At 30.4% G+C, this 18204-nt stretch carries 19 protein-coding genes; 13 read left to right on the top strand and 6 right to left on the bottom strand.

Features of this window, described 5'->3' with window-relative positions:
- Window positions 1–51 precede the first annotated feature (51 nt).
- Window positions 52–711, top strand: a complete 660-nt coding sequence (locus tag WA340_RS12060) for a TrmH family RNA methyltransferase (RefSeq protein WP_336129255.1) — start codon at window positions 52–54, stop codon at window positions 709–711.
- On the opposite strand, the gene WA340_RS12055 is transcribed toward WA340_RS12060, so the two are convergent.
- The 3 genes from WA340_RS12055 to WA340_RS12045 form a co-directional block, all read right to left on the bottom strand.
- Entirely contained in the window at window positions 708–1553 is an 846-nt protein-coding gene (locus tag WA340_RS12055; RefSeq protein ID WP_027878675.1) for a carboxypeptidase-like regulatory domain-containing protein, read from the bottom strand. The two genes, WA340_RS12060 and WA340_RS12055, sit on opposite strands and share 4 nt — an antisense overlap.
- 87 nt (window positions 1554–1640) lie before the next feature.
- Entirely contained in the window at window positions 1641–3440 is a 1800-nt protein-coding gene (locus tag WA340_RS12050; RefSeq protein WP_336129254.1) for a DEAD/DEAH box helicase, read from the bottom strand.
- Between the two features lie 204 nt (window positions 3441–3644).
- Window positions 3645–4220, bottom strand: coding sequence for a non-canonical purine NTP diphosphatase (locus WA340_RS12045; protein ID WP_336129253.1), 576 nt, complete (start codon window positions 4218–4220; stop codon window positions 3645–3647).
- A 128-nt stretch (window positions 4221–4348) separates the two neighbouring features.
- On the opposite strand from WA340_RS12045, the gene hpf reads away from it, so the two are divergent.
- On the top strand, window positions 4349–4648 hold the full coding sequence (gene hpf / locus WA340_RS12040; protein ID WP_336129252.1) for a ribosome hibernation-promoting factor, HPF/YfiA family: 300 nt from the start codon (window positions 4349–4351) through the stop codon (window positions 4646–4648).
- Between the two features lie 286 nt (window positions 4649–4934).
- On the opposite strand, the gene rlmH is transcribed toward hpf, so the two are convergent.
- Window positions 4935–5408 carry a 23S rRNA (pseudouridine(1915)-N(3))-methyltransferase RlmH gene (gene rlmH / locus WA340_RS12035; RefSeq protein WP_336129251.1) on the bottom strand — a complete coding sequence of 158 codons (474 nt, stop codon included), beginning with the start codon at window positions 5406–5408 and terminating at the stop codon, window positions 4935–4937.
- A 113-nt stretch (window positions 5409–5521) separates the two neighbouring features.
- Between rlmH and nadC the strand changes: the two genes are divergently transcribed.
- Genes nadC through priA form a run of 4 tightly spaced genes read left to right on the top strand, consistent with a single transcriptional unit; the run spans window position 5522 to window position 10218 of the window.
- Window positions 5522–6382 (top strand): carboxylating nicotinate-nucleotide diphosphorylase, encoded by an 861-nt coding sequence (nadC, locus tag WA340_RS12030; protein ID WP_304143499.1) that lies wholly within the window; start codon window positions 5522–5524, stop codon window positions 6380–6382.
- A gap of 29 nt (window positions 6383–6411) precedes the next feature.
- A complete protein-coding gene (locus tag WA340_RS12025; protein ID WP_223076996.1) occupies window positions 6412–7335 on the top strand; it encodes a YihY/virulence factor BrkB family protein in 924 nt (307 codons plus the stop codon).
- Entirely contained in the window at window positions 7332–7745 is a 414-nt protein-coding gene (locus WA340_RS12020) for a DUF2147 domain-containing protein (protein ID WP_336129250.1), read from the top strand. Before WA340_RS12025 ends, WA340_RS12020 begins: the two co-directional genes overlap by 4 nt.
- Window positions 7746–7764: 19 nt before the next feature.
- Window positions 7765–10218: a replication restart helicase PriA gene (gene priA / locus WA340_RS12015; RefSeq protein ID WP_336129249.1), complete on the top strand. Its 2454-nt coding sequence runs from the start codon at window positions 7765–7767 to the stop codon at window positions 10216–10218.
- 69 nt (window positions 10219–10287) lie between these two features.
- Here the strand turns inward: priA and WA340_RS12010 are convergent, their stop codons facing one another.
- The gene (locus tag WA340_RS12010) at window positions 10288–10983 is read right to left on the bottom strand and encodes a LytR/AlgR family response regulator transcription factor (protein ID WP_336129248.1); all 696 of its coding nucleotides are present in this window, start codon (window positions 10981–10983) and stop codon (window positions 10288–10290) included.
- Window positions 10984–11197: 214 nt separating this feature from the next.
- Here WA340_RS12010 and rpsF point away from each other — a divergent pair, with 214 nt between their 5' ends.
- The 7 genes from rpsF (at window position 11198) to WA340_RS11975 (ending at window position 17975) form a co-directional block, all read left to right on the top strand.
- Window positions 11198–11536 carry a 30S ribosomal protein S6 gene (gene rpsF / locus WA340_RS12005; RefSeq protein WP_027878686.1) on the top strand — a complete coding sequence of 113 codons (339 nt, stop codon included), beginning with the start codon at window positions 11198–11200 and terminating at the stop codon, window positions 11534–11536.
- Between the two features lie 5 nt (window positions 11537–11541).
- Complete coding sequence (gene rpsR, locus WA340_RS12000) at window positions 11542–11838, top strand: 30S ribosomal protein S18 (protein ID WP_027878687.1); 297 nt, start codon at window positions 11542–11544, stop codon at window positions 11836–11838.
- 15 nt (window positions 11839–11853) lie between these two features.
- Window positions 11854–12315, top strand: a complete 462-nt coding sequence (gene rplI, locus WA340_RS11995) for a 50S ribosomal protein L9 (protein ID WP_223076992.1) — start codon at window positions 11854–11856, stop codon at window positions 12313–12315.
- Window positions 12316–12438: 123 nt separating this feature from the next.
- Window positions 12439–13344, top strand: a complete 906-nt coding sequence (locus WA340_RS11990; RefSeq protein ID WP_336129247.1) for a glycerophosphodiester phosphodiesterase family protein — start codon at window positions 12439–12441, stop codon at window positions 13342–13344.
- A 6-nt stretch (window positions 13345–13350) separates the two neighbouring features.
- Window positions 13351–13821, top strand: a complete 471-nt coding sequence (locus tag WA340_RS11985) for a DUF6495 family protein (RefSeq protein ID WP_106676837.1) — start codon at window positions 13351–13353, stop codon at window positions 13819–13821.
- 143 nt (window positions 13822–13964) lie between these two features.
- Entirely contained in the window at window positions 13965–15626 is a 1662-nt protein-coding gene (gene hisS, locus WA340_RS11980) for a histidine--tRNA ligase (RefSeq protein ID WP_336129246.1), read from the top strand.
- A gap of 30 nt (window positions 15627–15656) precedes the next feature.
- Window positions 15657–17975: a T9SS type B sorting domain-containing protein gene (locus WA340_RS11975; protein ID WP_336129245.1), complete on the top strand. Its 2319-nt coding sequence runs from the start codon at window positions 15657–15659 to the stop codon at window positions 17973–17975.
- Between the two features lie 52 nt (window positions 17976–18027).
- Here the strand turns inward: WA340_RS11975 and WA340_RS15265 are convergent, their stop codons facing one another.
- Window positions 18028–18198, bottom strand: coding sequence for a T9SS type A sorting domain-containing protein (locus tag WA340_RS15265; RefSeq protein WP_442920776.1), 171 nt, complete (start codon window positions 18196–18198; stop codon window positions 18028–18030).
- Window positions 18199–18204: the final 6 nt, after the last annotated feature.

Raw genomic sequence — 18204 nt, 5'->3', positions numbered from 1 at the left:
TTAAAGCAAACCTGATAGCAAATAACTGTCAGGTTTTTTTATTTTTAACCCATGATAGATATTAAACTTTTAGAACATTTAGAAGGTTATTTAACCTTAAATCGTTTAGAGCGTTTTCATAAAGTACTAGACCAACGTACAAAGCATTTTACTGTAGCAACAGAAGATGTGTATCAATTACATAATACTAGTGCAGTAATACGTAGTTGTGATGTTTTTGGTATACAAGAAGTAAATATTGTAGAAGAGCAAAATACAAAGCGTATAGATAGAGAAATTGCAATGGGCGCACAAAAATGGGTTGATTTAAACCGCTATCATACAGTAAAAGACAGTATTAAAGATTTAAAAGCTAAAGGATATCAAATTGTAGCAACAACGCCACACACTAACGATTGTGATTTATCAGATTTTGATGTGACAAAAAAGTCGTGTTTTTTCTTTGGAAGAGAAACCGAAGGATTGTCTGATGAGGTGTTACAACAAGCAGATGCTTATTTAAAAATACCAATGGTTGGCTTTACAGAAAGTTTAAATATATCTGTAAGTGCAGCAATAATCTTACAGCACGTCACTAGTAAACTGAAAAAAACAGATATAAATTGGCAATTAACTGAAACAGAGAAGTTAGAAAAGCGTTTAGACTGGTGTAAAAAGACAATTAAAAGTTATGACGAAATTGTAGAACGATTTTATAGCACCAAAAACTAAAGACGCTTTTTTCGTGTTCTACTTAATACTTTGTATTCTTCGTAACATTCGCTAATAGCATCCAATATTTGAAGGTCGTTTGCGGTGTTAATAAACTCTGCAGAATAGTTACATTGACTTACAATTTCATCTAAATCTACTTTTGTAACGCCAAGTAAAGCTGTAAGCATATCACGGTCAAATCGCTTAACTAAAGTATTACGGATGTTATCGTCCTCTTTCATCTTTTTAAGCTTATGTAACTCTCTTCCTTTTTTACTAAAGGTATTATATAAAAAGTCAAGAGGATTAAAAATAGATCCTAATACTTTGTTTATGGCATTAGGCTGTTTTTTTCCTGCTTCGTAACCTGTACTTAACCCACTAATACTATATCTGTAGTTGTTGTTTACATTTACTTGTTTGATATCTACTTCTAAATAACCTGTTAATTTAAGTTCGCTTACAACAACTTCTTCTAAAGCTAACGCCAGCTCGGTTAATGTAATGGTAGATTTTTCAATTTTATTAACCCAGTCGTTAGTTACTTTTACTTTTACAGATTTAAAACCAAGGTAAGATAAGTGTAGTGTATCGTTAGCTACTGCGCGTAATTCAAATTCTCCTTTATTATTAGTTGCTGTACCAATAACTTGATTGAGGTTAACGATGTTTACGTTTTCTAATGGTTTTTTTGTAGTAGCATCAATAATTATCCCTTTAACGGTAGAATCTTTTTTTATTTGAGTAGAATCTACTGTTCTTGTTTGGGTAGTATTTTTATTATCTTTTTGTTTGTTGTCTTGAGCAAGACCAATCTGAATGCTAAATACTAAAATTAAAAGGGTAAAAAATGACTTCATGTAATTATTTAATGCTCTAAAAATAATAAAGAAAACGCTAATTGATAGCGTCTTCTTATATATTTGACTAAATATTAACAAAAAGGTTTAACGTCTAGAGCGTCTTGGTCTACCGTGTGTAGATTTAAATTCAGATTTATCTCTGTTGCTACGTTTACTTTTTTTGTTAGAGCTGTTAGAGTCTTCACTTCTTCTGCTACGTCTTTCTCCTTTTGGTTTGTCGCTTCTTCGTCTACGGTCGTTTCCGCCATCACGACGTCTTCCTCCTCCACGTTTTCTATCACGTCCACCACGATCTTCTGTGATTTCTACGTTTATAAAACGTCCGTTTTCTTTAAAATCTGTAAAGAAAGCTAATACTTTTTCTTGGTGTTCTTTTTCTGTGTTAAAGAAAGAGAAACTGTCTTTTACATCTACTTTAAAAACATCATCGCGACCAAGTTGTAAAGTGTCTCTTAAATAGTCTTTAAGTTTCATCCAATCATAACCGTCTTTTCTACCAACGTTTATGAAGAATCTTGTGCTATCTCCGCTAGAAGATCTACCACTGTCTTGAGAAGAAGCTTCTACATTTAAGTTTTTAGAGTTTTTATAATAATTGAAGAAACGCGAAAACTCTACAGAAAAGAATTTTTTAATTAATTCTTCTTTAGATGTATCTTCAAAAATTTCGTTAATGCTTGGTAAGTAAGCATCAATTTCGTGATTCATTTCTGTGTTATGAACCTTATTTGCTAAAGACATTAATTGTACTTCGCAAATTTCCATACCATCAGGTAATTCTTTTTTATCAAATTCGCGTTTTATAATACGTTCAATGCTCTTAATTTTTCTTACCTCACTTTTAGAAACTATGACCATAGAAACACCAGTTTTACCAGCACGTCCAGTACGACCAGAACGGTGTGTATAGGTTTCAATTTCGTCAGGTAATTGGTAATTGATTACGTGTGTTACATCATCTACATCAATACCACGTGCTGCAACATCTGTAGCTACAAGCATTTGTATTTGATTGTTTCTAAATGCTTTCATAACCAAATCACGTTGATTTTGACTTAAATCGCCGTGTAAAGCACCAGCATTGTAACCATCTTCAATAAGTTTTTCTGCAACTTTTTGTGTGTCTCTTTTAGTACGACAAAATATTACAGAAAATATATCTGGATTAGCATCTGCTAATCGTTTTAAAGCTAAATAACGGTCACGAGAGTTAACTAAATAATACTCGTGTGATACGTTAGATGTACTTTCATTTTTATTACCAACAGTAACCTCTAAAGGATTACTCATAAAGTCTTTAGCAATTCTTGCTACTTCTTTAGGCATTGTTGCGCTAAATAGCCATGTGCTTTTGTCTACTGGTGTATCTTTTAAGATGTCATTAATGTCATCATAAAATCCCATGTTTAGCATTTCATCAGCTTCATCTAAAACAGCATATTGAATTTTAGTGATGTCGACCAAGTTACGGCTAATCATATCTTTCATACGACCAGGTGTAGCTACAATAATTTGTGCGCCACGTTTAACTTGTCTTGCTTGTTCTGTAATACTAGATCCACCGTATATTGCAGTGACGTTAAGACCATTAAGGTACTTACCGTAAAGTTTCATTTCGTTGGTGATTTGTAAACAAAGCTCGCGTGTTGGAGATAGTATTAACCCTTGTGTTGTACGACTGTTAACGTCAATTTTTTGTAACATAGGGAAACCAAAAGCTGCTGTTTTACCAGTACCTGTTTGTGCAAGTGCTACAAGATCGCGTTCGCTTTCTAAAAGTGTTGGGATTGCTTTTTGTTGGACTTCACTAGGTGTTTCAAAACCTAAGTCAGTAATGGCTTGAAGCAAATTAGCGTCAAGACCAAGTTGTTGGAATGTGCTCATTCTAAAATATAAGTATTCAATTGCATTATGTTGGTGTTACATATAGAAGCGAATTGAACAAACTTAAACCTAAAACTTCTAGTAACACATCCTCTCTCTGAGGAATTTTTGTCTCAAAATGATTTGAGTTTCAGCGTGCAAAGATAGTCTTTTATTTGAGATTTAAATGTTTTGGTAAAATATTTAGTAAAGCTTTAATATATCCTAAATTTTATTTAAAGAATCAACTAACAATTTTACAGCCTTACCACGATGCCCAATTTTGTTTTTTAAATCTAAATCCATTTCAGCAAAAGTGTCTTGATAACCTTTTGGTTTAAAAATAGGATCGTAGCCAAAACCTTTTTCTCCATGTCTTTCAGTTGTAATTTCACCTTTACAAACACTTGTAAACGTTTGTAGGTTATTGTTTAAATGTAGTGCAATAACTGTTTTAAACTGCGCATTTCTGTTTTGTTTATCTTTTAGATTGGTAAGTAACAAATCCATATTGTCATTTGCATCACGTTGTGGTCCTGCGTAACGTGCGCTAAACACTCCAGGTTCGTTATTTAAGGCTTCAACTTCTAGTCCGGTATCGTCAGCAAAACAATCGTATCCATAATTATTTTTGATGTATTCTGCTTTTTGAATGGCATTACCTTCAATAGTGTCTTGGGTTTCTGGGATATCTTCAAAACACTGTATGTCTTTTAAACTTAATAAAGTAATATGTTTTGGTATTAAACTTTGTACTTCTTTTAGCTTGTTTAGATTGTTGGTAGCAAAGACTAATTTCATCTTAATAAGGTTTGTCGCAAATGTAATTTAAATATGTGTTTTTTGGTTTCTATTATATGATTTATATCATTTTTATCGCGGTTTATCTATAGTATATTTGAGTATAATTTAATATAAAACCAAAAGCAATGACAATTAATATTCAATACGTTCATATGTCTACAAGTGAAGCTATGAACACTTACGTAACTGAAAAACTAAATAATTTAACTGAAAAATTTGATTGGATTATTAAAGCTGAAGTTCATTTTGAAAAAGAGCAACATGATCCAATTAAAGGTAAAATTTGTAAAATGGAATTAAGTGTTCCTGGTCCACGAATTTTTGCTACTGCTAATGAAGATAATTATGAAAAAGCTGTAAAACATGCTATTAAAGATTTAGAAAAGCAGCTAAAAAAACGTAAGCATACATTTGCTAACCACTAACTTCTAAATATATTTTTTAAAGGCTGATAATAAGTGAAATCTTATATCAGCCTTTTTTTTATTTGTTTTTGTAACTTTTTTAAAATTGGTACGTCAAATAAGTATGAAAAAATTAATTATTATAAATTCTATCGTTTGGGCATCTGTTATTTTATTATCTGCAATCTTATTTAAGGATAGTGAAAACTGGGATGTCTTTTTTATTTTGGTAATTGCTTTATCTACGGTTACAAATGGTTTGTTAAATAGACGATATTGTAAACAAAAGCAATGTAGCCTAAAGTAGTTACCTATGGTGATAAGGTTCGTTTTTTAATATGGTAAACCCTCTATACAGCTGTTCTATCATAAATAAACGTACCATTTGATGAGAAAATGTCATTTTAGACAAAGAAACTTTTCCTCTTGCTTTACTATATACTTCTGGACTAAAACCATATGGTCCGCCAATTACAAAAACTAACTGTTTTATACCAGAATTCATGTGTTTTTGTAAGTAATTAGCAAATTGCACGCTATCGTATTGTTTACCGTTTTCATCTAACAAAATTAAAATGTCTGTAGGTGTTATTTTTGATAAAATAAGATCACCTTCTTTTTGCTTTTGTTGGTCTTCACTTAGGTTTTTTACCTTTTTTAAATCAGGAATTATTTCTAATTCAAATTTTATGTAAAATCCTAAACGCTTTGTGTAATCTTCAATAAGCTGTTGCAGTTGCTTATTGTCTGTTTTTCCTATAGCAAGTAGTTTTATAGTCATACGCAAATTTACACTTTATGAGTTATGATGTTTTAATTTCATCTAAAAAAATCATAAACCTATAATCGTAAAACGTCATTCAATTTACTATTTTTACACAAAACATTATAAACATGATCAGTCAAGCGCAATTTGATAAAGAAATAGAATTAATCATAGCCAACGCCATTAGAGAAGATGTAGGAGATGGCGACCATAGTAGTCTGGCTTGCATACCAGCTTCGGCAGAAGGAAAAGCTAAACTTTTAGTAAAAGATGAAGGTATAATTGCAGGTGTAGAGTTTGCTAAAAAAGTTTTTCATTATGTTGATCCAAACATGAAAATAGAAACCTTGATTGAAGACGGAAGTCATGTTAAATACGGAGATATTGTGTTTTACGTTTCTGGTGCTTCGCAATCTATTTTAAAAGCAGAACGTTTAGTATTAAACGCAATGCAACGTATGAGTGCAATCGCTACAAAAACAAGAGAATTTGTAGACCTTTTAGAAGGTACAGGAACTAAAGTTTTAGACACACGTAAAACTACGCCAGGTATTAGAGCTTTAGAAAAATGGGCTGTAAAAATTGGAGGAGGAGAGAACCATCGTTTTGCGTTATACGATATGATTATGCTTAAGGATAATCATATAGATTTTGCTGGAGGAATTACAAAAGCAATAGATCAAACCAAGCAGTATTTAAAAGAGACTAATCGTGATTTAAAAATTATTGTTGAAGCTAGAGATTTAAATGAAATTAAAGAAATTTTAAAATCTGATGGCGTATATCGTATTTTAATTGATAACTTTAATTACGAAGACACTAGAGAAGCTGTAAAGCTTATAGGTGATAAATGCTTAACCGAAAGCTCTGGAGGAATTAACGAAAATACGATTAGAGAATATGCACTTTGCGGTGTAGATTACATCTCTTCTGGAGCATTAACGCATTCAGTTTACAATAAAGATTTAAGTTTAAAAGCAGTTGAGTAGTAAATTAAAAATAAAGACTAAATTATTTTATGTCAAAAGCGATAGAGGATAAGCTAAATAAAATTCCTGTAGTTAACATAATTGTTAGATTATTAGGTAAAATTAAACTACCAGGATTAGAAGGCTTATCGCTTTATGATTTATTAGAATTGTACGTTATTGGTATAGCAAAAGGCGCATTAACAGCAAGAGCAAGTGCTATAGCTTATAGCTTTTTTATGGCGTTGTTTCCTTTTTTATTATTTATTTTAATAGTAATTCCTTTTGTTCCAATAGACGATTTTCAAACCGATTTTTTAGTTTTCTTAGAGTCCTTTTTACCAGCAACAACTACAGATTTTTTTTATGAAAATATTTTTAATAACATAGAAGGAAATAAGGAAGGATTAATTTCATCTGTGTTTGTATTATCTATTTTTTTAATGGCAAATGGCGTTAATGCTTTATTCTCTGGTTTTGAAAATTCTTATCATGAACAATTATCTAGAAACGTTGTTAAACAATATTTATATGCATTGGGAATAGCTTTAATATTAAGTTTTTTACTAATTGTAACTGTAGTAGTATTAGGGTATTTTCAAATTTACGTCATGTCTACTTTTGAGGGATATATAGGTTCCAGAAATACAGATTTTTGGGCTAATTTTGCACAGTATATTTTCTTTGTTTTAATGGTGTATTTGGCAACTGCAGTATTATATTACTTTGGTACTGCAGAAGGTAAAACCTCCAAGTTTTTTTCGGTAGGTGCATTATTTACTACCATTTTAATTATGTTAACCTCATATTTATTTGGTATTTATATAGAAAATTTTGCAAAGTATAATGAACTTTATGGATCAATAGGTGCATTACTAATATTGCTTTTTTATCTTTGGTTAAATGCCAATATTTTATTGCTAGGTTTTGAGTTAAATATTTCACTTAAACAATTAAGAAAAAGTTTTAAATGATAAAACACATCACATTATTACTATTGTTTTTCAGTCTATCAATGTCTGCTCAAGATATTTTTGGTAATTGGCAAACTATAAATGATAAAGGTGAAAAAAAGTCTACAGTAAAGATTTACGAAGAAAATGGAGTTGTTTACGGAAAAATAATAAAAATTAATGACCAGTCTAAAGTAAATGCTTTATGTACAAAATGTGAAGGTGATGATAATAACAAACCTATCCTAGGTTTAATCATTATAAAAGATGCAGTTAAAGACGGTAAATATTATAAAGGCGGAACTATTTTAGATCCTCAAAACGGAAATACTTATAAACTACGGTTAGCAATAAACGATAAAGGTCAACTTCAAGTAAGAGGTTATTTAGGATTTATATACTCTACACAATATTGGGAAAAAGTAAAATAACTTTTAAAACTAAATCAAATTGCATTTTATAGACGTCATTTTACCAATTCCGTTAGAAAAACGCTTTACTTACAATATAACACAAGCAGAAAGTGAGTTTTTGCAAGTAGGAATGCGTGTATCAATTCCTTTTGGTAAAACTAAAATCTATACAGGTATTGTCGCAAATATCCATCAAACAGCACCTTCTGTTTACGATGCTAAAGATATCCATCAAATTTTAGATGAAGCTTCAATAGTTACCCAACAACAACTTAGGTTATGGCAATGGATAGCTAAATATTATATGTGTACAGAAGGCGAAGTCATGCGTGCAGCCTTACCAAACGCTTTTTTATTAGAAAGTGAAACTATAATAAGCCCAAATAAAACATCTGTAATTAATGAAGAAGATTTAAAAGATGATGAGTTTTTAATTTACGAAGCTTTGCAACATCAATCGTCGTTAAAAATTCAAGATATATCTAACATTTTAGATAAAAAAAATGTGCTTCCTGTAGTTAAACGTTTGGTCGAAAAAGAAGCAGTAATCCTCAATGAAGAAATTTACGAAAAGTATAAGCCAAAATACGTTAGATACGTAAAGTTAAGTAGCAAGTATGCTTCTGAAGCTGAGCTAAATTCGCTTTTAGACAATTTAAACAAAAATGCAACCAAACAAAAAGAGGTTATTTTAAATCTCTTTACTATTTCTGCAAGGACAAAAAAACCAGTTAAAGTTTCAGAGTTGATAGAAGTTAGTAAGACTACATCTTCAACCATTAAAACGTTAGTAGATAAAAATATTTTAGAAGAATATCATATTCAAACCGATCGTGTACAATATAATGGTGAAGAAAACTCAGAAAGTAAACAGTTAAATCAATATCAGACAGAAGCTTTACAGCAAATAAAAAATCAGTTTGAAAACCAAAACGTTGTGTTGTTACATGGTGTGACATCTTCAGGTAAAACAGAAGTTTATGTAAAGCTAATTGAAGATGTAATAGCTGAAGGAAAACAAGCCTTGTATTTACTTCCTGAAATTGCATTAACTACACAATTGGTTAGTCGTTTACAAGATTATTTTGGAGAGCAAGTAGCTGTTTTTCATAGTAAATATTCAGCGCATGAACGTGTTGAGGTTTATAATAATGTGCTACATAATTCCGCGAAAGCGAAAATAATTTTAGGAGCACGATCATCCATATTTTTACCATTTGATAATTTAGGGTTAATCATAGTAGATGAAGAGCATGAGCAATCTTTTAAACAATTTGATCCAGCACCACGTTATCATGCACGTGATTCTGCAGTTGTGTTAGCATCATTTTTCAAGGCAAAAATTTTATTAGGAAGCGCAACGCCAAGCTTAGAAAGTTATCATAATGCACAAGAAAAAAAATATGGATTAGTACAAATAAATAGACGTTATAATAATGTACAAATGCCAGATATAGAATTGGTAGATCTAAAAGATAAGTACAAAAAAAAGCGTATGAAAGGTCATTTTTCTGACCGTTTGATTGAAGAAATTACAGAAACTTTAAAAGAAGGGTATCAAGTTATTTTGTTTCAAAATAGACGAGGTTATTCTCCAATTGTAGAGTGTACAACTTGTGGTCACTCGCCACAATGTCCAAATTGCGATGTTAGTTTAACTTATCATCAATATCGTAAACAATTACGTTGTCATTATTGTGGTTATGGTATTGCTATGCAGCAAAAATGTATGGCTTGTGGCACACCAGATTTAGATACTGTAGGATTTGGTACAGAGCAAATAGAAGCTGAGATAAAAGAATTATTTCCAGATTTTAAAGTAGCAAGAATGGATTTAGATACCACACGAGGAAAATTTGGTTACGAGAAGATTATTACCGCTTTAGAACAACAAGAAATAGATATTTTGGTTGGTACACAAATGCTTACCAAGGGTTTAGATTTTAGAAATGTTAAACTAGTTGGTATAATGAATGCCGATAACATGTTAAATTTTCCTGACTTTAGAGCACATGAGAGAAGTTTTCAATTAATGCTACAAGTATCAGGTCGTGCAGGACGTACCGATAAAAGAGGCAAAGTTTTGATACAAACATACAATCCGTATCATAAAATTTTACAGCAAGTCTCAACTAACGACTATATTGGAATGTTTAAAGAACAGCTAGAAGAACGTTATAATTATAAGTATCCACCATTTTATAGATTAATAAAAATTACTTTAAAACATCGTGATTATAATAAAGTGAATTTGGCTTCAGATTGGTTAGCCAAAGCATTGGTACAATTGTTTAAAAATAATGTTTTGGGACCAGAGTTTCCGCCAGTATCAAGAATTCGTAATCAGTATCATAAAAACATATTGATTAAAATACCTCAAGGTCAACATCTAGGCAAAACAAAAGAAGCTATAAAACGTGTAGAAACTACTTTTAATGCAATAGGAGATTTTAAATCTGTACGATTAATCATGAATGTGGATAATTATTAAGTGTAATCCAAAAAAAATCCCATTTCAAAAAAGAAACAGGATTTTAATTTTTTATAGTAGAGTAGTAGTTTAGATGCTATTTAAAGCTTCAACTAATTGTGTTTTCTTGTTTCTACTTAACGGTATTTCGTAAGCGCCAACTTCAACATTTTTACTATTAAATCTATCTATTTTATCAAGGTTAACAATATAAGATTTGTGTATTCTTAAAAACTTTCCTTCTGGTAATTCTTTTTCAAAAGCTTTCATTGTAGATAGGACAACAAGGCTAGTATCTTCTGTAACAAGTTTTACATAATCACCAAGTGCTTCGATCCATTTAATGTCCTTAATATAAACCTTACGTTTTTTTAGATTACTTTTTACAAAAATATGTTCGCCTTCTTCTTGACTAAAGTCTTGTTTAAGTTTGTGTTGCTCTACAGCTTTTTCTACAGCTTGATTAAAACGATCTCTAGAGATTGGCTTTTGTAAGTAATCTGTAGCATCGTAATTAAAAGCTTTAAAAGCATACTCGGTTTTTCCTGTAACAAAAATAATTTGAGGCTTATTATTTAAAACGTCCAGAAGCTCAAAACCATTAAGAACAGACATTTCTATATCTAAAAAGATAAGATCTACCTTATGGGTGTTTAATCCATTTTTGGTTTCTAAAGCGATGCTGTATTCAGCAATTAGATTAAGGTTGTTGTTGCCTTCAATAAGTTTTACAATAGACAATCTTTGTATTGCCGAGTCATCTACAACTACACAATTTAGTATCATAGCGTAAGTGTTAAGGTTAAGTTATCGACAATAGTACAAAAAATACGGATTAAAACCAAAAAACATCGGTAAAATGATTTTTTTAACATAAAAATAAAATCATTCGAATATACATTTAAAAAGTCGTTTAACAGAAATATTTACAAGGGTATTGTGTTATTAAATAAAAAGAATTACTTTTGCACTCATTTTTAACACAATAAAATAGATTTTTATGAATCATTATGAAACTGTTTTCATCTTAAATCCCGTTTTATCTGAAACACAGATAAAGGAGACAGTAAAGAAATACGAAGATTTTCTTGTTTCTAGAGGAGCTAAGATGGTATCGAAAGAAGATTGGGGACTAAAAAAATTAGCTTACCCTATTCAAAACAAAAAAAGTGGTTTTTATCACTTATTTGAGTACCAAGTAGAAGGAGAAGTAATAGAGCCTTTAGAGTTAGAATTTAGACGTGACGAGCGTTTTATGCGTTATTTAACTGTAGCAATGGATAAGCACGCTGTTGCATGGGCAGAACGTAGAAGAGAAAAACTTAAACAAAAAGCGTAATCATCATGGCAAGTATCGAACAACAAGCAAAAGGAAAAAAAGAAGGAGAAATTAGATATTTAACTCCTTTAAATATAGAAACTAACAAGACTAAAAAGTATTGTCGTTTTAAAAAGTCTGGTATTAAGTATGTTGATTACAAAGATGCAGACTGGTTATTAAACTTTGTAAACGAGCAAGGTAAAATTTTACCAAGACGTTTAACAGGTACTTCTTTAAAATACCAAAGAAAAGTATCTGTAGCTGTAAAAAGAGCTCGTCACTTAGCTTTGTTACCATACGTAACAGATTTATTAAAATAAAATTATCATAACACAATGGAACTTATATTAAAACAAGACGTTGAAAACGTAGGATTTAAAGACGATGTTGTAACGGTAAAGAACGGTTATGGTAGAAACTTCTTAATCCCAACAGGACAAGCAATTTTAGCAACAAAGTCTGCTAAAAAGGCATTAGAGGAAACTTTAAAGCAACGTGCTTTTAAAGACAAAAAAGTAATTGAAGAAGCTAACAAAACGTTAGAAGCTTTAAAACAATTAGATATAAAAATAGCTGCAAAAGCTACAGAAGGAGCATCTGCAGGAGATAAATTATTTGGTTCTGTAACTAAATTAGATTTAGTAGAAGCATTTGAAAAAGAAGGACATACTGTAGATAAGAAGTATGTTTCTATCGTTGGAGGTAATATTAAACGTTTAGGTCTATATACGGCTACTGTACGTTTACACCGTGAAGCATCTGCAGATATCGAATTTGAAGTAGTAGCGCAAGCTTAAAATAAGTTAACAAACAAGTTAGCAAATTTTAAATAAAAATTAAAGCCACCTAAAAGGTGGCTTTTTTTATGTTAATTTTACAATATATTTATTGTGTATCCATAATAAAAAAATATCAGCTTAATGAATAATGTTAAATCAACTTACACCTATATTTTACTAATACTATTGGTTTTATTGTCTTGTAATAATAAAAACAAACAAGATGTAAAACCGCAATCAAAATCAAATCAAACCACATCTATTTTACTTAAAAAGTTTAAATATCGTAGTGATGATAAACCAATAATTAGCGTACATCGAGGCGGAAAAGGATTAAGTAATTATCCAGAAAACTGCCTAGAAACCTTAAAATATATTAATGATAGTATATCTGCTATTTATGAGATTGATGTAGCACAAACTAAAGATAGTGTATTAGTTTTAATGCACGATAATAGTTTGGATCGCACAACAACGGGTACTGGCAAATTAACTAACTATACTTATAAGCAACTTCAGCAGTTTAATTTGGTGGATGATTTTGGCACAGAAACAAACTTTAAGATACCTACACTTAAAGATGTACTTCTATTTGCAAAACAGAACAATATTGTATTAACACTAGATAAAAAACGAAGTGTAGATTATAAATCTATTGTAAATTTAGTTAATCAATTACAAGCACAAGATCAAGTTGTTTTAATCACTTACGATATACAACAAGCTACAGAAGCTTATGCAATTGCACCTCATTTATTACTTTCTGTTTCAGCAAGAAATACAAAAGAATTAGATTGGCTTTTGCACTCAAAAATACCAACCCAAAATATGTTAGCATTTACGGGTACAAGATTATCGTCAGATAGTTTGTATAAAGCCATACATAAATTAGGTGTCAAAACCATTTTAGGTACTTTAGGAAACTTAGACAAACAAGCAAAAACAAAATCTGACACATTATATAGACATTGGATGCAAAAAGGTATAGATGTTTTTGCAACAGATAGACCATTTGAAGCCGCTAATGCTTTACAAATTTCAAAATAAAAACACATGAAATACGCAAGACTTACAAAAGAACAATTTGAAGAACTGCACCAAGAATTTATCAACTTTTTAGCCACACAATCTATCACAGCAGAAGAGTGGCAAACCATTAAAACAGAAAAACCAGAAGTAGCCGAACAAGAGCTAGATGTATTTAGTGATTTGGTTTGGGAAGGCGTATTAACAGCAGCCAAATACTTAGAACATATTTCGCCTAAAAACATACATCTTTTTGCATTAAACGACGATCATATGCATTTAATAGGGATAAAAATTGAAAAAGAAGATGTAGATGTAACTACACAAGAAGGCTTTAATTGGTTACGTAATAATTTAATGGACGAAAGTGTAGAGTTTGCTCAAGCAAAAAAAGAATATTCTGATGACAAAAACCTAGATAAATTTGCACTTATCCAACAAGGAAGCAATATTACAAAAGGTGAGTTGTATGAGTATATGAACAATTTAATCAATTAAAATAGTCACTTCTGCATAGATAGTAATCTCAATAATTAACTTTCGTTATTTGTAACTAAACTACTATTTTTGCTACTAAGCTTTTTAAACTTAAATAAAATAATAATCATTTAAATAAATTTCTGCATTCGCAGGAAGTTAATATGGCACAAAAACCAAGCATACCAAAAGGAACCAGAGATTTTAATCCAGAAGAAGTCGCAAAACGAAACTATATTTTTAATACTATAAAATCAAAATTTGAACGTTTTGGATTTATGCCAATAGAAACACCAAGTTTTGAAAATTCAGACACCTTAATGGGTAAGTATGGTGATGAAGGTGATCGCTTGATTTTTAAAATATTAAATAGTGGTGATTATTTTAAAGATGTAAGAAAGAATATAATAAATTCAGGTAAATTTTCTGTTTATTTCTTTGAGTTATTAGATTCAATTAAAACTATTTCTAATTTTAGAAATGATGATTTCGGTTATGAGGAAACAGTTAATAGATATTTAAAAATAATTTCAGGAATAGGTAAATTAGAAAAAGGGATTTTAAGAGATTTTTTCTTGAAAAATGAATCAGAAATTTTAAGTTTCTTTAGAGAGAATGATTCTATGGATATACTTCAATTTGAATCTTCTTTAGAGTTTAAAAGAAATAATTTTGAAAAAATATATAATGAATATATAAATGAATTAGATAGTTTTAATTCAAAAAACTCTAGTGAAATCTCAGAAAAAGCACTTCGTTACGACTTAACAGTACCATTTGCAAGATACGTGGTACAACACCAAAACGAGATAGAATTTCCGTTTAAACGTTACCAAATGCAACCAGTTTGGCGTGCAGATAGACCGCAAAAAGGACGTTTTAGAGAGTTTTATCAGTGCGATGCAGATGTGGTAGGTAGTAATAGTTTGTGGCAAGAAGTAGAGCTAGTGCAATTATATGACGAAGTATTTACAGCACTTAAACTAGAAGGCGCAACTATAAAAATTAATAATCGAAAAATTTTATCAGGTATTGCAGAAGTTATAGGTGCAAGTGATAAATTAATAGATTTTACAGTAGCATTAGATAAACTTGATAAAATAGGTGAGGAGAAGGTAAAAGAAGAAATGCTTAGTAAAGGAATAAGTCCTGACGGTATAGAAAAACTTCAACCTTTATTTACCTTATCAGGAGATTTTGGAACACAAGTAGAAAGCTTAAACTCTATTTTAAGTACTTCTGAAGAAGGAAAAAAAGGTATTGAAGAACTTCAATTTATAAATACAGCAATTTCAGAGCTTGGTTTAAAATCTGCTATCCTTCAACTAGATGTTACCTTAGCAAGAGGTTTAAATTATTATACTGGTGCAATTTTTGAAGTATCTGCTCCAAGCGTAGCAATGGGTTCTATTGGCGGAGGCGGAAGATACGATGATTTAACTGGTATCTTCGGTATGAAAAATATGAGTGGTGTTGGTATTAGTTTTGGATTAGATCGTATTTATTTAGTATTAGAAGAGCTAGAATTGTTTCCTGAAACTATAACAAAATCTACAGAAGTATTGTTTATTAATTTTGGAGAAAAAGAAGCATTATATTCTCTAAAAGCAATAAAAACCTTACGCGAAAACGGTATAAATGCAGAGCTTTATCCTGATAATGCAAAAATGAAAAAGCAAATGAATTATGCTAACAAAAGAAACATTCCTTTTGTAATAATTGTAGGAGAACAAGAAATAGAAAACAACCTTTTTGCTTTAAAAAACATGATTACCGGAGAGCAACAAAATGTTAATTTAGAGCAAGTTGTTAAAAATTTTAGCTAAAAACCTTATCTTTAGGTTTTTGCTATTTAAATGAAAAATCTGCTTTTTCTACTAAATTTACTTTTTACAATAGTATTATTTGGTCAAAATCAAGCAAACAATTGGTATTTTGGTCAAAATGCTGGTATTAATTTTAGTAACGGTATACCTGTAGCTCTTGATGATGGAGTCTTGAATACACCCGAAGGTTGTTCTACAATTTCGGACAGTAATGGAAATTTATTGTTTTATACTGACGGTATTGATGTATGGAATAAAAATCACCAACTAATGCCAAACGGAACAGGTTTGTTAGGTTCAATTTCTAGTACTCAATCAGGTATTATCATACCTCATCCAGGAAATATTAATCTATACTATGTGTTTTCCTTGCCAGAAACAGGAGGAGAAAATGGGTTAAGATATAGTTTAGTAGATATGTCATTAGATTCTGGGTTAGGAGGTGTTGTCCTATCAGAAAAAAATGTGCTTTTATATGAATCAACTTCAGAGAAGATTTCAGCAATAAAACATACTAATGAAAATGATATTTGGGTTGTATCTCATGCAAGTGATTCAAACAAATTTGTTAGTTATTTAGTAACTAATAATGGTATTCAAATGAATCCTGTAGAGACGCAAATTGGTCATACGCCAATAGATATTTACGATAATGTTGGAGCAATGAAGATATCTCCAGATGGTACAAAATTAGCTGTAGCTTACTCTTCTGAAGTATTAGATTTATTTGAGTTTAATGCTACAACAGGTAAACCAAGTAATAATATTCAAATAACAGATTTTGATCAAGGTCTGCCTCTTAGCTATATTTATGGTGTAGAGTTTTCTTCTAACAGTAAATATCTTTATGTATCAGAAACTCAAGACGGAATTATACAATTTGATACATCAAATTTTAATTATAATGATATCATAAATTCAAGATACGATTTAACAACAAACGGAGAGTCTTTTGGAGATTTTCCTCATAGTGCTTTACAATTAGGTCCAGACAAGAAAATTTATGTAGCACATTTTGAGTATGATTATTTAGGCGTTATTAATAATCCTAATGCATATGGTGATCAAGCAGATTATCAGTATGATGGCGTTTACTTGACAACTGGTGTATCTAAAGCAGGATTACCACCATTTATTCAATCTTTTTTTGATTCTTATATAAAATTTGAAGGAAATTGTTTTGGAGAATTTACTGAATTTGAGGTTAGTGGTAACGAAATTTTTGACTCTGTTTTATGGGATTTTGGAGACGGTACATTCTCTTCTCAAGAAACTGTAAATCATTTATATGATGCACCAGGAGAATATCAAGTAGCAATTACTTTGGTAGATGGCTTTAACGTAATTGAGCAAAACCAAACTATTACTATTTATGACGTACCAGTTATTACTTCGTCGTCAGATATTATTTTATGTTCAGATAGCTTTGATGATCCTTTAGATTTTAACTTTCAAAACCAATCCATATTAAATATTGAGTCAAATGGGCAATTTATGACGTCTTATCATAATAGTTTTGTAGAAGCAGAACTAAATTTGAACCCTATAGAGTTACCTTTTCAAAGTGAAAATATAGAAACAACAATTTATGTGCGAGTTTTTAATAAAAATAATCCGGATTGTTTTACTGTTTCACAATTTCAAATTATTTATCTAGAAACACCTGATTTTGAATTTAATGAAAACTGGTATTTGTGTAAAAACGAAGAGGTAACAGTTTCTGTTCCCTATGGTTTTGATAGTGTATTGTGGTCTACAGGAGAAGTGTCTAACACGATAACTCTAAATGAAACTGGTGAATATTGGGTAGAAGTATCTAATTACTATAATGATATAACTTGTACAGAGATTAAGTATTTTAATGTTTCAAATTCTGATGTTGCAGAAATCACGAATATTACTGTAGACGACTGGACAAGCAACAGTAATTCAATAATAGTTGAAGCAGAAGGAATTGGTAATTATGAATATTCTATAGATGGAATATTTTTTCAGGACAGTAATGTATTTAACGATGTTAAGTATGGAGACTATACCGTATATGTTAGAGACAAAAACAATTGTGGAGTAGTAAGTGAAGATGTTTTTTTAATTTATTATCCTAGTTTTTTTACACCTAATAATGACGGAATAAATGATGCTTGGAAGATTAAAAGTATAGCTTCTGAAAGTAGTTATACTATAGACATTTTTGATAGGTACGGTAAATTTATTAAACAATTAAACCCAGATGATAATTCTTGGGATGGTACTTTTAATGGCTTAAATCTTAGATCTGATGATTATTGGTTTATACTAACACGGTATGACGGAAGGACTTATTCAGGTCATTTTGCATTAAAAAGATAAAAAAAAGCCGAAACATACGTTTCGGCTTTTTAATTATAAGGCTTTGGTTTATTTATTCGATCAGAACTTTTTTAGAAATTTCACCAACATCAGTTTTCATTTTAATAATGTAAGTACCTGTACTTAATTTACCTGTTTTTAAAGCAGTATAATCTGAAGTATCAATATCTGTTTCGCTAAATATTTCTTGAGATAAAATGTTATATAACTTAACAGATGTTATGTTGTG

This window comes from Mesoflavibacter sp. CH_XMU1422-2 (assembly GCF_037029245.1).
GTDB classification, from domain to species: Bacteria; Bacteroidota; Bacteroidia; order Flavobacteriales; family Flavobacteriaceae; genus Mesoflavibacter; species Mesoflavibacter zeaxanthinifaciens.
Note: the sequence above shows the minus strand (reverse complement) of the source record. Positions and strands in the feature narration are given on the sequence as shown.

What these genes read in the sequence shown, in the direction of transcription:
- WA340_RS12060 (WP_336129255.1), top strand. Translation starts at nt 52, where the DNA reads ATGATAGATATTAAACTTTTAGAACATTTAGAAGGTTATTTAACCTTA.
- WA340_RS12055 (WP_027878675.1), bottom strand. Translation starts at nt 1,553, where the DNA reads ATGAAGTCATTTTTTACCCTTTTAATTTTAGTATTTAGCATTCAGATT.
- WA340_RS12050 (WP_336129254.1), bottom strand. Translation starts at nt 3,440, where the DNA reads ATGAGCACATTCCAACAACTTGGTCTTGACGCTAATTTGCTTCAAGCC.
- WA340_RS12045 (WP_336129253.1), bottom strand. Translation starts at nt 4,220, where the DNA reads ATGAAATTAGTCTTTGCTACCAACAATCTAAACAAGCTAAAAGAAGTA.
- hpf (WP_336129252.1), top strand. Translation starts at nt 4,349, where the DNA reads ATGACAATTAATATTCAATACGTTCATATGTCTACAAGTGAAGCTATG.
- rlmH (WP_336129251.1), bottom strand. Translation starts at nt 5,408, where the DNA reads ATGACTATAAAACTACTTGCTATAGGAAAAACAGACAATAAGCAACTG.
- nadC (WP_304143499.1), top strand. Translation starts at nt 5,522, where the DNA reads ATGATCAGTCAAGCGCAATTTGATAAAGAAATAGAATTAATCATAGCC.
- WA340_RS12025 (WP_223076996.1), top strand. Translation starts at nt 6,412, where the DNA reads ATGTCAAAAGCGATAGAGGATAAGCTAAATAAAATTCCTGTAGTTAAC.
- WA340_RS12020 (WP_336129250.1), top strand. Translation starts at nt 7,332, where the DNA reads ATGATAAAACACATCACATTATTACTATTGTTTTTCAGTCTATCAATG.
- WA340_RS12010 (WP_336129248.1), bottom strand. Translation starts at nt 10,983, where the DNA reads ATGATACTAAATTGTGTAGTTGTAGATGACTCGGCAATACAAAGATTG.
- rpsF (WP_027878686.1), top strand. Translation starts at nt 11,198, where the DNA reads ATGAATCATTATGAAACTGTTTTCATCTTAAATCCCGTTTTATCTGAA.
- rpsR (WP_027878687.1), top strand. Translation starts at nt 11,542, where the DNA reads ATGGCAAGTATCGAACAACAAGCAAAAGGAAAAAAAGAAGGAGAAATT.
- rplI (WP_223076992.1), top strand. Translation starts at nt 11,854, where the DNA reads ATGGAACTTATATTAAAACAAGACGTTGAAAACGTAGGATTTAAAGAC.
- WA340_RS11990 (WP_336129247.1), top strand. Translation starts at nt 12,439, where the DNA reads ATGAATAATGTTAAATCAACTTACACCTATATTTTACTAATACTATTG.
- WA340_RS11985 (WP_106676837.1), top strand. Translation starts at nt 13,351, where the DNA reads ATGAAATACGCAAGACTTACAAAAGAACAATTTGAAGAACTGCACCAA.
- hisS (WP_336129246.1), top strand. Translation starts at nt 13,965, where the DNA reads ATGGCACAAAAACCAAGCATACCAAAAGGAACCAGAGATTTTAATCCA.
- WA340_RS11975 (WP_336129245.1), top strand. Translation starts at nt 15,657, where the DNA reads ATGAAAAATCTGCTTTTTCTACTAAATTTACTTTTTACAATAGTATTA.